Source organism: Pyramidobacter sp. YE332, assembly GCF_033060595.1.
Classification (GTDB): domain Bacteria; phylum Synergistota; class Synergistia; order Synergistales; family Dethiosulfovibrionaceae; genus Pyramidobacter.
The window spans coordinates 1122871-1136219 of the sequence record NZ_CP133038.1 but is presented as its reverse complement, the minus strand read 5'-3'; the positions used below and the strand labels follow the sequence as shown (position 1 = coordinate 1136219).

The following is a 13349-nucleotide window of genomic DNA, read 5'->3' as shown; positions in this document are numbered from 1 at the left end:
TTTGATGCGACGGAAGCCTGCTTTTCGAGTGAATGCCATGCCGGGAAGCGGGCTTTTTGACAACCAACGGTGCAGAAAAGCGAGGTCAGGCATGAAAAGAATTTTCCTGTTCGGTAATTGGAAAATGAACCAGAGCCTTCACGCCATAAATGATTTTGCCGCCGAGAGCGCCGCTTTCTTTTCGGAGCGGCCGGGCTTGAACGCCGAAACGGAGATTTGCGTTTTTCCTCCTTTCGTCCTCATCCCCGAAGCGGTGAAAAACTTCACGAACCTCGGCATCAACGTGGGGGCGCAAAACGCCAGCGACCACGGCGAAGGCGCTTATACCGGCGAGGTCGCGCCGTCGATGCTGAAGGAAGCCGGCTGTCGGTACGTGATCGTCGGGCACAGCGAGCGCCGTCATATCTATGGCGAATCTTCGGAGCTGGTCAACAAAAAAGCGCTGAATTGCCTGGCGTCCGCTTTGATCCCGGTGCTGTGCGTCGGCGAAACGCTCGAACAGCGCGACGCCGGGCGAACGGCCGCCGTCATTTCCGATCAGCTTCAAAAAGGCGTGAAAGACTTTCCCGCCGGCGCGGCGTATATCGTCGCTTACGAACCGGTCTGGGCCATCGGCACCGGCCGCGCGGCCAGCGCCGAAGACGCGGAAAAAGTCTGCCGCCTCATCAAAGATTCGGTTCGCGTTCCGGTCCTGTACGGCGGCTCGGTCAAACCGTCGAACGCGGCGGAACTCTTCAGCCGGCCGTCGATCGACGGCGGCCTGATCGGCGGCGCTTCATTGAAAGCGCGCGATTTTTTCGCGATCCTGAAAAATTTCCGCGCCGCCGAGCTCTGATTTGTATCCAGCCAAAATCGGCAAGAATTCCCCTGCGCGTAACATAAGATACATTATAGGACACCATGAAAAACGATCGGGACAAAATCTCAAGGAGGCATATAAACATGTTGGAAGAAAAAACGAAGATCGCTGAATACGTCAAAGGTCTGGGGGTAAAGAAGATCGTTCTGATCGTTCTCGGCGTCGTTCTGCTCCTGAATATTTTGGCTACGGTGACGAACAGCCGTTTCGACTCTTTGAAGGCCGAGCTGGATCAGATCAAGACGTCCGCCGTCGGTCAGATGCCGAATGACGAGATCGCCCAGGTCAAAAAAGACCTGGCTTCGATGCAGAAATCCGTCGACGAGCTTACGGCTTTCACCCAGAATCTTGCCCGCGCCGAATACGACGCCTTTAAAGCGCAGCTCGAGCAGATGAGCAAGCATCTTGACGAAATGGGCAAAATGATCGGCAAATAAGGTATTTGACTCGATGGCGAATCCCCGGAAAAGAGACGTTTCTCTTCTGGGGATTCGCTTTATGCGTAGGCGAAAGGATTTTTCGAACATGAAACCATGTGTGACAGTCATCGAACCGGAAGGACCGGAAGCATGGTTCGCCGCGCTGCGCGAGATCGCCGCGGTCGAATTTGTCAATCCCGACGGTCCCGTGCGGCCCGAGGAGATCGACGAGATCCTTGCCCGTTCCGCGGCGGTCGTGATTACCTCCGCGACGGCGATATCCAACGATCAGCTGCTGGCGGCGACCGGACTCAAGCTCATCGCCAAGTGCGGCGGCCCGCCTTCCAATATCGACGTCGGATATGCCGCCCGCTGCGGCGTCGCCGTCTCATGCGTCCCCGGCGCCAACACGACGACGATCGCCGAATATACCGTCATGCTGATCATCGCCGCGCTGCGGCGCTTCGACCTGCAGCTGCCGGTCATCCGCCGGGGCGGCTGGCGCAGCTCCGACTCTTTGCTGGGACATGACCTGCGCGGTGCCACGGTCGGGATCGTCGGGCTGGGGGCGATCGGCCGCGAAGTCCTCGACCGGCTCGTCCCCTTCGGCTGCCGTCTGCTCGTCTACTCCCCTCATGCCCGGGACGGGCGCCCGGACGACGGCCGGTTCTCTTTCGTCGAGACTTTGGAAGAGATGCTGCCTCAGTGCGACGCCGTGACCCTTCACTGCCGGGTGAACGAAGCCACGCGGGGATTTTTCGACGAGCGACTCTTCGAAATGATGAAGCCCGGCTCCGTCTTCGTCAACACGGCCCGCGGCGCGCTCGTCGACGAAGCGGCGCTCGCCCGGGCGCTCGAAAACGGCCCCTTGTCCGCCGCGGCCGTCGACGTCTTTCAGGTCGAACCGCCGCAGTCCGGAAATCCGCTTCTTCGCTGCGGCAGCGCCCTGCTCACGCCCCACTCCGCCGGCTGGACTGCCGAAGCTCTGCGGCGCGAGTGCCGCGGCGCCGTCGATTCCGTCCTGGCGTTCTTCGCCAACAGGACGATCCCCGGCCTGCTGAACGAAGACTATATTCGGCATCTCCGTTAAAAAATCGACACGCCAGTCTTTATGAAGTCTGGCGTGTCGATTTTTAATATTGTCTTATAATAGTTTTATAGCCATCCCGCCGGGATCATCGGACGGAGTTCTGACGAGGCGGCATGAAAATGAAACGCGCGGCGATCTGCCGTTCCAACGATTCTTTGTCCAAGATCCACTGCGGCGCGACCAGCTGCGCCGGTCTCACGCCCGCCGTCAGCCTTTGCAGGACGATCCCGTCGGGCAATTTCCAAAGAGCTTCGACGAGACGCCCGACGTATCCTTTCCGGCTCAGCGGCTCGAATCGCCCCGCCGCGTACAGAGTTTCAAGCGGCGTCCCGCGCAGCACATACAGCGGGTGGAATTTGAGCGCCTGCACTCCCCTTTCCGCAAGCCACAGAGCCGACCGCGTCAGCTGATCTTCCCGTTCACCCGGGATGCCCGCGATCAGGTGCGCGCAAGTTTGCACGCGCGTTTTGCTCAGCCGGGCAAGAGCCTGCTCCACGACGTCCAATCCATGCCCGCGGCGCAGCCACCGCAATCCTTGCGGGTCCGTGGTCTGCACGCCGAGCTCCAGCCAGATCTGGCAGTTTTCCGCCAGCTCCTGCAGATAATTGAGGACCGGCTCGGGGAGCAGGTCGGGGCGCGTGCTCACGGAAATGGCGCGCACGTTCGCTCCCAAAGCGGCCGCGGCGTCGCGAGCTTCGTTGAGCGCCGACGCGAACCGTTCCAGCGGCAGATTGGTCGCCGAATAGCTCTGAAAGTACAGGATGATGGAACGAGTGCCGTAATGTTTCCAGGCTCCGGCGATCCCTCTTCTGACCTGTTCCCGCAGGGATATGCCCTGAATGAAGGCGCCGCTGCCGCCTCCCCTTTCGTCGCAGAAAATGCAGCCGCCGCCGCGCAGTCCCTGGCGATGCGGGCAGCCGGCGCCGATATCCAGGGAAACTTTCTGGACCCGTTCGCCGAATTGCCGCCGCAGGACGGCCGACCATCGTAACAGGTGCTTCATGAATCTCGCGCTCCTCTGTGATTGGGCGGTTTCGGACCGCTCCGCCGCGATCGCATGGATTTATTTTTTTTGAATTTCTCCGAAGTTAACGCTTCGATTGTCATAATCTACATTGCGCGCGTTCAAAATAGAGATATAATTCAAAATCAGAGCTATTATAACTCAAGCACGGTGAAATTGGCGCGTCTTCTCTCAGGGCGCCGTTCGATGGCGGGAAAGGACGGATAAGATGAAAATTGTCGAAAGTTCGATGCGCAGGCCTGTCGGCGTGATTATCGGCACTCTGGCGCTGATCGTCTTTGGACTGTACGGCCTGTATCAGATCGGCATCGAGCGGATGCCGAACGTCGATATCCCCGTCGTCATGGTTCGCACGACGCTCGAGGGCGCCAGTCCCGCCATCGTCGACAACGACGTGACCGACGTCCTGGAAGCGCGCATCAACACCATCGAGGGCATCAAAAACATCTCGTCGAGCAGTTACGAGGGACGCTCCTTCATCATCGTCGAGTTCGTCCTCGAGCGCGATATCGACAACGCCGCCGCCGACGTCCGCGGCAAGGCCAGCATGGTGCAGAGCAGTCTTCCCGACGACGCCAAAAGCCCGCAGACCGACAAGTTCAACATGGACGACCGTCCCGTCATGTTCATTGCCGTCGAAAGCACCGGTCAAACCAGCAGACGCGACCTTTCCCGGTTCGTCGACAAAGTCGCCCTCGAACGTCTGCAGACGGTCCAGGGCGTCGGCGGCGCCGAAAGCGGCGGCTTTCAGGAACGCCAGATCCGCGTCTGGGTCGATCCGTACAAACTGGAGTCGCGCAATCTGACGGCCCTTGAAGTGAAGAACGCCATTCAAAACAAGCACGTAGAGCTTCCCGCCGGACGGGTCGAGACCGGCGCGCAGGAGTACGGGATCCGCCTCAACGGAGAATATGCCAGCGTCGAAGAGCTGGCCAACCTGCCGATCAAAAACGTCAACGGCGCCGTGATCCGCCTCCGCGACATCGCCCGCATCGAAGACGGCTTTGAAGACGTCAGGAACGTCGCCCTCTACAACGGCAAGGATTCCATCTTGATTTTCATCCGCAAGCAGCGAGGCGCCAACGAGGTCGATCTTGCCGCAGGCGTGAAAAAACGCCTCGAAGAGCTGAACGGCATCGCGCCTCCCGGCGTGACGCTGAAAGTCGTTCAGGACAACTCCGTCTACATTCTCAACTCCATGCACGGCGTGCGCGACGACATCATTATGGGGATCCTGCTGACCTCTCTGATTATGTTCCTGTTCCTGCGCACTTTCAGGGCGACCATCGTCACGGTCATCACGATCCCCGTCTGCCTTCTGGGAAGTATCATCGTCCTCTGGGGCATGGGATTCACCCTGAACAACATGAGCGCCATGGGACTGTCGCTGGCCGTCGGCATGGTCGTCGACGCGACCACCGTCGTGATCGAGAACGTGCAGCGCCACCGCGAGATGGGCAAGACGGCCATGCGGGCGGCGCTCGACGGCACGAGCGAAGTGGGCGCTTCGGTCATTGCCGGCGCCGCGACGACGATCGCCGTGTTCCTGCCCGTCGCGCTGATGCCCGGCATGATCGGACGTTTCTTCAGTTCCTTCGGCACCACGGTGACGGTGACGATCGCCATCTCCCTGCTCCTTTCGGTGACGCTGACGCCGTTTCTGTGCGCCAACCTGCTCGGACGCATGAAAAAGCCGGTCCGCTGGCAGAACTGGATGGAGAAACCGCTGATCTGGCTCGAGCGCGGTTACAGCCGCGTCCTGAAAGCCGCGGTCCGCCACCGTCTCTCGACGCTGGCGATCGCCGTCGGCGCTTTCACCGCAGGCATTTTCATCGCCGGGAAGCTGGGCAGCGAATTCTTCCCCAACGAAGACCAGGGGCGCTTCAACATCAGCGTGGAAATGGCGGCCGACGCTTCGATCGAGAGCACGCTCGCCTTCATGAAGGAGCTTTCCGAAACGGTCCAGCAGGATCCGCGGGTTTTGTATACCTACGGCAACGCCGGCGGCGGCGCCGGTTCGGCCGTGTACAAGGGGACGCTACACGTCCATCTCGTCGACCGCAAGCTCAGGCCCTCGTCCGGCGCGATCATGCGCGAATGGCGCGAGAAGCTCGCCGCGTACAAGGACGTCGACATCAAGCTCGGCAACTGGGGCGGCAGCGATCTGACGCTGGTCATCCAGGGGCCGACCACCGAAGAGCTGGCCAAGCTCGGCGACGAGATCAAGGCCGACCTGCAGCGCGAAAAGCGCGGCCTCGCCGACATCGTCACCGACCTGCAGATGAACAAGCCGCGCATCAACCTCGAGCTCAACCGCGCCCTGGCGGACGACCTCGGCGTCAACGTGAGGACGCTTTCGTCCGAGCTCGACGCCTGGTTCGGCGGCACGACTGCCGGCACGTTCAACGACGAAGGATACCGCTACGACATCCGCATCCGCGCCGACGAACCCGGACGCAACACGCCGGATAAAGTGCTCAACACGCTCGTGCGCACGAACGGCGGCGACCTGATCCGCGCCGACGGTCTGGTCACGCCCGTCATGGATATGGCCCCGAACGTCATCAAGCGCTACAACCGGCAGCGCTCCATCCAGATCCAGGCCAATACCGAAGGGATCTCGCCCGGCGAAGGCATTCAGATCATGGAAGAGGTCTTCCGCCGCCACGCCCCGCAGAACGGGCTCTTCACGATGACGCCGGCCGGGGATTCCGAGAACATGCGGGAGAGCTTCGGTTATATCGTCACGGGCATCGTTTTCGCCGTCGTGCTCGTGTACATGGTCATGGCCGTGCAGTTCGAATCGTTCCTGCACCCGCTGACGGTGATGTTCTCCCTGCCGCTCATGACCAGCGGCGCGTTCGGCTTCCTCTACCTGATGGGGCTGCGGCTGAGCGTCATGAGCCTGATGGGGATCATCCTTCTGATCGGCATCGTCGTCAACAACGCCATCATGCTCGTCGATTTCGCCAACAAGGAACGCGCCAAGGGCCTGGACAAGGTCACGGCGATGCTGAACGCCGGACCGCTGCGCCTGCGGGCCATCCTGATGACGACGACCTCGACGATGATCGGCACGCTGCCGATCGCCCTTGGCCTCAGCCTTGGCGGCGAAGTGCGCCAGCCCATGTCCGCGGCCGTGATCGGCGGCCTTTTCACCTCCACGCTGCTGACATTGCTCGTCATCCCCGTCGTGTATCTGTCGATGGACGATTTCGCCGATTTCGTCAAGGGCAAACTCCATCGCGCCAAGGCCGTGCGCCGCGGACGCCGGATGAAAAAGGCGGCGTTCTCGCAGACGAAAGGAGCGTAACATGAAACGGATCATGCGGGCGGTTCTTCTTGCGGGCGCTCTCCTCTGCCCCGCCGGGCTGCGCGCTCAGGACCTCTCGATCGGCGAAGCGATCGTCACGGCCTTGGAACAGAGCCCGACTCTCAACTCCCGGCGGCAGGAGCTCAACAAAGCCAAAGGCGGCGTCGTGCAGGCCCGGGGAAATTTTTTGCCGCGATTGAGCCTGACCGGCCAATACAGCGACAACCGTTCCCCCACCGTCATCGGCACTTCGCGGACCGACAGCGTCAGCGCCGGCATCGCGTTGACGCAGAACCTTTACGCCGGCGGCAGGCACGCGGCCCAGCGGCGTCAGGCGCAGGCGACGCTGTCGCAGGCGGAACTCGGCGTGCGGGAAGCGGAAGAGGCGTTGGCCGTGAACGTTTACGACGCCTTTTACGGCGTCATCCTCGCGCGCGAGAAAGTGGCCGCGGCGCAGGACGCCGTGGAGACTTCCCGCACGCACGTGCGGGAAGTCCGGCAAATGCTCGGGGTCGGCCTGGCCAATCAGCTCGAAGTCATCCGCGCCGAACAGAAGCTCAGCGCCAACGAGGCGGCGCTGGCTTCCAGCCGCGGCGCCTTCGACGCTGAGCGCATCACGTTGCTGAACCTGATGGGGCTGGCGCCTTCCAGCGCGCTGCTCCCCAAGGGGACCCTCGAACTCGCCGATCCCCGGGGCACGGCGCAGCAGTCCGTCGCGCTGGCTCAAAAGCAGCGCGCCGACGTCGCCATGCTGGAAAAACAGATCGCGATCCAGTCGGAACAGATCAAGATCGTCCGCGGCGCCATGAAGCCAAGTTTCGATCTGAGCGCGGCCGCCGACTACTCCGATCCATATCGTAACCAGGACGCCGGCGACGACTCATGGAAAGCGACGCTCACCCTCGAGATCCCGCTCTACGACCGCGGGCAGACCCGCGGCGAAGTCATGAAGGCGAAGGCCGTTCAGGAGCAGAACAAACAGGCGCTGCGGCAGAAAGAACTGGACGTCCTCTCGGAGATCGAGCTGGCCTGGGTCGAGATCGGCGACAGCGCCGTTCAAGTCGAAGCGCATCGCAAGTCGCTGGCATTGGCCCGGGAGACGCTGCGCCTCTCCCAGGTCGGTTACCGCGAAGGCGTGACGCCGCAGCTCGACCTGCTGGAAGCCCAATCCAACCTGACGGCGGCGCGCAAGGATTACAGCCAGTCGCTCTTCGACCATTTGATGAAAGTCGTCGCGTTGAAACGTGCCGAGGGAGCCTTGATTCCCTGGACGCTGGAAGGGAAAAAACGATGAAAAAACGTTTCTGCCTGATACCGCTGCTGGCGCTGACACTGTCGCCTCTTCGGCCGGCCCCGATCGCGGCGGCCCCCGCCGGGCCGGCCTATGTGCGGATCAAAGTGCTGCGCGCCGACGCGACGATCCGCGAAGGCTTCACGCAAAACACCTCGCTCGAGGCGCTGCAGCGCGTCGTCCTCTATCCGCGCGTCACGGGACGGCTGGAAAGACTGACCGTCGCCAAAGGCGCCGTCGTCAAAAAAGGACAGCAGATCGCCGTCCTCGCCCACGCCGAACAGGACGCCCAGATCGCCGCGGCCCGGGCCGCCGTCGCCCGCACCCGCGCCGAATGGGCCAACGCGCAGATCGAGCTGCAGCGGTACCAGCGTTTGAAAAAAGAGGGTTTCAGCACGCAGCAGCTGCTCGACAGCAAAGACACGGCCTATCGAAGCGCCCGCGCGCAATACGACGCCGCCAGATCCGATCTGGACCGCCTCACGGTCACCCGCGACGAATACATCATCACCGCTTCGATCGACGGCACCGTGCTGAACGACTATGCCCTCGCTCCCGGCGCCATGCTCTCCCCCAACACGCCCGTGGCGGAGCTGGCAGACCTGAGCGTTATCAAGGCGACCTTCCGCGTGCCGGAAAAGCGCTTTTACTCCGTCCATCCGGGCATGTCGGTGCTTCTCTCTCTCGACGCGCTCCCCAGGGAAGAGTTCAGGGCGCAGATCGTCGCAGTGGACGATTACATCGATCCGCAATCCCGCACCGCTTCCGTGGAAGCGCAGCTGGAGAACGCCGCGGCGGGCGACAAACTTCGCCCCGGCATGTTCGGGCGCGCCTTCGTCGTGGAACGGGAAGCCGTCGGCGCGTTCGTCGTGCCGACAAGCGCGCTGCGCCTCGACCGCACCGCCGATCCGGAAAACAATGAACTGGTGCTGCACGAGCATGGAACGGCGAAAGTCGTCAAGGTCAAAACCGGCATCTCGCAGGGAGTCGACGTGCAAATCCTGGCGGGCCTGAAAGACGGCGACGAAGTGATCGTCTTCGGCGGCAACGCCCTCAAAGACGGCGATCCCGTCAGGCTGATGCAATAGAAAAAGAGGAAGGAACCAGAGCGCGGTTCCTTCCTCTTTTTCTATTGTCGCAACATGGTTCATTCCAGCGCGATCCGCCCGTCCGCGCCGTGGCGGAAGCTTTTGCCGTAGAACGCGCGCGCAGCGGCGATCAGGTATTCGGCGTCCTTGACGCCGGCGATTTCATAGCAGCTGTGCATGGCCAGCTGCGGCAGGCCGATGTCGACCGTCGGCACCGACAGGTGCGAGCCGCTGATGTTGCCCAGCGTCGAGCCGCCCGGCAGGTCGGCGCGGTTGCTGTAGCGCTGCACCGGCACGCCGGCCAGTTCGCACAGCCGCGTGAAGACCGCGCCGGAAAGGCCGTCGGTCGTGTACTTCTGCGCGGCGTTGTATTTGATGACGACGCCGCCGTTCAACACCGGGAACTCGTTGCCGTCGGCGTATTCGGAATGCGCGGGATGGATCGCGTGGGCGTTGTCGGCGGAAATCATAAAGCTGTCGGCGACGGCCGCGCCGCGCTCGTCGGCGCTCATGCCCAGGCTTCCGCAGATGCGGCCGACGGTGTCTTCCAAAAATGTGGAATTGGCGCCCTGGCGGCTGCCGCTGCCCACCTCTTCGTTGTTGAAGACGCAGAACAGCGGCGCCGAGGCGGACGGTTCGCTTTCGCTCTCGACAAAACCGTTATAGCAGCAGAACACGCATTCGAGGTCGTCGAGCCGCGGCGAGGCGATGAACTCTTCGTTCAAACCTACCAGCGTGCCGGGCGTGCGCGGATAAAGGAACAGCTCCGTCGAAACGATCTCGTCCGCGCCGACGCCCGCGGCTTCGGCGACCAGACGGCGGAACGCGCCCTCCTCGCCCGCCGCGGAAAACAGCGGCAGCATGTCGACGTTGGCCTTGAGCTCGACGCCCTTGTTCATCTCCCGGTTCATGTGGATGGCCAGGCTGGGGATGACGAGCAGGTCGCGGTCGATGTCGATCAGTTTGGAGGCAAGCCCCGCGCCCTCCTTGACGAAGACGCGTCCGGCCACGGACAGCGGTTTGTCGAGCCACGAGCGCATGATGGCCCCGCCGTACCCCTCGACGCTGAGGCGCACCGTATTGCCCGCGGAAGGGACTTCGGCGTTCTGGCGCAGCTTGAACGTCGGCGAGTCGCTGTGCGAGGCCGTCAGCATGAAGCCGCGCAGCTCGCCCGCGGGGAGCCGGAACGCGATCAGCGACGATTCGCCCCGCGTTACGAAATATTTGCCGCCGCGCGCGAGCGCCCAGCGTTCGGACTCGCGAAGCGGCGCGTAGCCCTTTTCCCGCAGTCGGGAAGAAAGATTTTCGATCGCCTGGTAGCACGTGGGACTGCCGTCGAGAAAGTCGATCAGCCGCCGCGAAACGTCGTTTTTCATGAGGATCCCTCCGCTGTCATCGCAAAATTTTTACGGCCGCGCAAGGTCGTTGCCGCCGCACGCATCATAGCACGATCCCCTGGAATTGCCAAATCGCCGCGAAAGGTCGATAAAAAGCAAAAATTTCTCCGGAACCTCTTGACTGACCAATATTGACCATATATAATGCAGCTGTGAAAAAGAAGCGCACCCCGAAAGGAGGGTTCTCCATGAACCTCAATAAATTGACGCAAAAATCCCAGGAAGCCCTGTCCGAAGCCCAGAACCTGGCCATCCAGCGCGGCCATCAGGAGGTCGACGTCGAACACCTCACGCTCGCCCTGCTCTCGCAAAAGGACGGACTGATCCCTTCGATCCTCGAGAAGACCGGCGCCAACGCGGCGGCGCTGAGCGCCCGCACGGCCCAGCTTTTGGAGCGCAAGCCGCGGATCACCGGCGGCTACGACAAAGACCGCATCTACCTGTCGCAGAATCTGTCCAAAGTCCTGACCGACGCCGAGAAAAGGGCGCAGGCGCTTGGCGACGAATACGTTTCCGTCGAGCACCTGTTCGCGGCCATCCTCGACCTGCCCGGTCATCCCGTCGCCCAGCTGCTGGCCGAGGGCGGCGTCGGCGCCGACGCTTTTCTGAAAGCGCTCGAGAGCGTGCGCGGCGGCGCGCGCGTGCAGAACGCAAATCCGGAAGAGACCTACGAAGCCCTGAAAAAATACGGCATCGACCTCGTCGAGTACGCCCGGAACGACAAGCTCGACCCCGTCATCGGCCGCGACGACGAGATCCTGCGCGTGATCCAGATCCTCAGCCGCAAGACCAAGAACAACCCCGTGCTGATCGGCGAGCCCGGCGTCGGCAAGACCGCCATCGTCGAAGGGCTGGCGCAGCGCATCCTCAAGGGCGACGTGCCCGAAGACCTGAAAAACCGCACCGTCTTCTCCCTCGACATGGGTTCCCTGATCGCCGGCGCCAAATACCGCGGCGAATTCGAGGAGCGCCTCAAGGCCGTCATCAACGAAGTGAAGCGCAGCGAAGGCCGCGTCATCCTCTTCATCGACGAGATCCACACCATCGTCGGCGCCGGCAGGACCGAAGGCTCGATGGATGCCGGCAACCTGCTCAAGCCGATGCTGGCGCGCGGCGAGCTGCACTGCATCGGCGCCACGACCATCGACGAGTACCGCAAGAACATCGAGAAGGACGCCGCGCTCGAACGCCGCTTCCAGCCCGTGATGGTCGATCCGCCCTCCCAGGAGGACGCCATTTCGATTTTGCGCGGCCTGAAGGACCGCTTCCAGGTCTATCACGGCGTGCGCATCACCGACGGCGCCATCGTCGCCGCCGTCACGCTCTCCGACCGTTACATCAGCGACCGTTTCCTGCCCGACAAGGCCATCGACCTGATCGACGAAGCCTGCGCCATGGTGCGCACGGAGATCAACTCCATGCCTTCGGAACTGGACGGCGTTTCGCGCAAGGTCGTGCGCCTGGAGATCGAAGAAGCGGCGCTGAAAAAGGAAAAGGACGACGCCAGCGCCGCCCGTCTGGCCGAGCTGCAGAAAGAGCTTTCCGACCTGAAAGACCGGCAGAAGGAACTGACGGCGCGCTACAATTCCGAAAAGGAAAAGCTGACGGAAGTGCAGCAGCTGCGCCAGAAGATCGAAGCGACCAAACACGACGTCGAAACGGCGGAGCGCCGGTACGACCTGAACAAGGCCGCCGAGCTCCAGCACGGCGTGCTGCCCCAGCTGCAGAAGGAGCTGAAAGAGAAAGAAGCCGCCCTGCGCGGCGCATCGGGCGACGGCTCGCTGCTGCGCGAGTCGGTGACGGAAAACGAGATCTCGCGCATCGTCAGCGACTGGACGGGGATCCCCGTCACCAAGCTGATGGAAGGCGAACGGGAAAAACTCCTCCACCTCGACGACGAACTCCACAAGGGCGTCATCGGCCAGGACGAAGCCGTTTCGCTGGTCGCCGACGCCATCATGAGAGCGCGGGCCGGCATCAAGGATCCGCGCCGCCCCATCGGTTCCTTCATCTTCCTCGGCCCCACCGGCGTCGGCAAGACCGAACTGGCCAAGACGCTGGCGCGGACGCTCTTCGACAGCGAAGACAACATGGTCCGCATCGACATGTCCGAGTACATGGAGAAGTACTCCGTCTCCCGCCTGCTCGGCGCGCCTCCCGGATACGTGGGCTACGACGAGGGCGGCCAGCTCACCGAAGCCGTGCGCAGCAAACCGTACAGCGTCATCCTCTTCGACGAGATCGAAAAAGCCCACCCCGACGTGTTCAACGTCATGCTCCAGATCCTCGACGACGGCCGCGTCACCGACAGCCACGGCCGCACCGTCGATTTCAAGAACACCGTCATCATCATGACCAGCAACCTCGGTTCCGATCTGCTGCTCGAAGGCGTGCGCGACGAGACGATCCCGCCGGACGTCAGAGACGGCGTCATGGATCTGCTGAAAAGCCGCTTCCGCCCCGAATTCCTCAACCGCGTGGACGACATCGTGCTCTTCTCGCCGCTGGACAAGGCGCAGCTCCGCAAGATCGTCGGACTGATCCTGAACGACCTCGCCAAGCGCCTCGGCGAGCGCCGCATTGCGCTCAACGTCAGCGACGCGGCCCTCGATTTCATCACCGAGTACGGCTACGACCCCGTTTTCGGCGCGCGCCCGCTGAAACGCTACATCAGCCACAACGTAGAAACGCTCGTGGCGCGCTACCTGATCGCCAACTCCGTCGTCGAAGGCGCCACGCTCTCTATCGACGTGCAGGGCGACCGGCTGGCGCTTTCTGCGCAGCCGCCCCGGGAATAACGATATCAAAAACGAAAAGGTCACGGCAAAATGCCGTGACCTTTTCGTTTTTGCGGTGCGAAACGAGCGC

The 13349-nt window shown here is 62.3% G+C and carries 9 protein-coding genes; 7 read left to right on the top strand and 2 right to left on the bottom strand.

Annotated elements, in window-relative coordinates:
- Window positions 1-4 precede the first annotated feature (4 nt).
- From tpiA to RAH42_RS05255, 3 genes are all read left to right on the top strand, one after another.
- On the top strand, window positions 5-835 hold the full coding sequence (tpiA, locus tag RAH42_RS05265) for a triose-phosphate isomerase (protein ID WP_317540123.1): 831 nt from the start codon (window positions 5-7) through the stop codon (window positions 833-835).
- 107 nt (window positions 836-942) lie between these two features.
- On the top strand, window positions 943-1296 hold the full coding sequence (locus RAH42_RS05260) for a hypothetical protein (RefSeq protein ID WP_078016610.1): 354 nt from the start codon (window positions 943-945) through the stop codon (window positions 1294-1296).
- Window positions 1297-1396: 100 nt separating this feature from the next.
- Entirely contained in the window at window positions 1397-2368 is a 972-nt protein-coding gene (locus tag RAH42_RS05255; protein ID WP_317540122.1) for an NAD(P)-dependent oxidoreductase, read from the top strand.
- A gap of 85 nt (window positions 2369-2453) precedes the next feature.
- Here the strand turns inward: RAH42_RS05255 and RAH42_RS05250 are convergent, their stop codons facing one another.
- A complete protein-coding gene (locus RAH42_RS05250) occupies window positions 2454-3371 on the bottom strand; it encodes a TIGR01212 family radical SAM protein (RefSeq protein WP_078016612.1) in 918 nt (305 codons plus the stop codon).
- Between the two features lie 229 nt (window positions 3372-3600).
- Between RAH42_RS05250 and RAH42_RS05245 the strand changes: the two genes are divergently transcribed.
- Genes RAH42_RS05245 through RAH42_RS05235 form a run of 3 tightly spaced genes read left to right on the top strand, consistent with a single transcriptional unit; the run spans window position 3601 to window position 9084 of the window.
- Window positions 3601-6705, top strand: coding sequence for an efflux RND transporter permease subunit (locus RAH42_RS05245; protein WP_078016613.1), 3105 nt, complete (start codon window positions 3601-3603; stop codon window positions 6703-6705).
- Between the two features lies 1 nt (window position 6706).
- Window positions 6707-7999: a TolC family protein gene (locus RAH42_RS05240; protein ID WP_078016614.1), complete on the top strand. Its 1293-nt coding sequence runs from the start codon at window positions 6707-6709 to the stop codon at window positions 7997-7999.
- The gene (locus RAH42_RS05235) at window positions 7996-9084 is read left to right on the top strand and encodes an efflux RND transporter periplasmic adaptor subunit (RefSeq protein ID WP_078016615.1); all 1089 of its coding nucleotides are present in this window, start codon (window positions 7996-7998) and stop codon (window positions 9082-9084) included. The genes RAH42_RS05240 and RAH42_RS05235 overlap by 4 nt, the downstream gene beginning before the upstream one ends.
- 59 nt (window positions 9085-9143) lie before the next feature.
- On the opposite strand, the gene RAH42_RS05230 is transcribed toward RAH42_RS05235, so the two are convergent.
- The gene (locus tag RAH42_RS05230; protein ID WP_078016616.1) at window positions 9144-10460 is read right to left on the bottom strand and encodes a M18 family aminopeptidase; all 1317 of its coding nucleotides are present in this window, start codon (window positions 10458-10460) and stop codon (window positions 9144-9146) included.
- Window positions 10461-10669: 209 nt separating this feature from the next.
- On the opposite strand from RAH42_RS05230, the gene clpB reads away from it, so the two are divergent.
- On the top strand, window positions 10670-13279 hold the full coding sequence (gene clpB, locus RAH42_RS05225) for an ATP-dependent chaperone ClpB (protein ID WP_078016617.1): 2610 nt from the start codon (window positions 10670-10672) through the stop codon (window positions 13277-13279).
- The last annotated feature ends 70 nt before the right edge of the window (window positions 13280-13349 follow it).

Bases quoted from the DNA above. Each gene is read 5' to 3' on its own strand.
- clpB (WP_078016617.1), top strand. From the start codon at position 10,670: ATGAACCTCAATAAATTGACGCAAAAATCCCAGGAAGCCCTGTCCGAA.
- tpiA (WP_317540123.1), top strand. From the start codon at position 5: ATGCGACGGAAGCCTGCTTTTCGAGTGAATGCCATGCCGGGAAGCGGG.
- RAH42_RS05250 (WP_078016612.1), bottom strand. From the start codon at position 3,371: ATGAAGCACCTGTTACGATGGTCGGCCGTCCTGCGGCGGCAATTCGGC.
- RAH42_RS05260 (WP_078016610.1), top strand. From the start codon at position 943: ATGTTGGAAGAAAAAACGAAGATCGCTGAATACGTCAAAGGTCTGGGG.
- RAH42_RS05240 (WP_078016614.1), top strand. From the start codon at position 6,707: ATGAAACGGATCATGCGGGCGGTTCTTCTTGCGGGCGCTCTCCTCTGC.
- RAH42_RS05235 (WP_078016615.1), top strand. From the start codon at position 7,996: ATGAAAAAACGTTTCTGCCTGATACCGCTGCTGGCGCTGACACTGTCG.
- RAH42_RS05230 (WP_078016616.1), bottom strand. From the start codon at position 10,460: ATGAAAAACGACGTTTCGCGGCGGCTGATCGACTTTCTCGACGGCAGT.
- RAH42_RS05245 (WP_078016613.1), top strand. From the start codon at position 3,601: ATGAAAATTGTCGAAAGTTCGATGCGCAGGCCTGTCGGCGTGATTATC.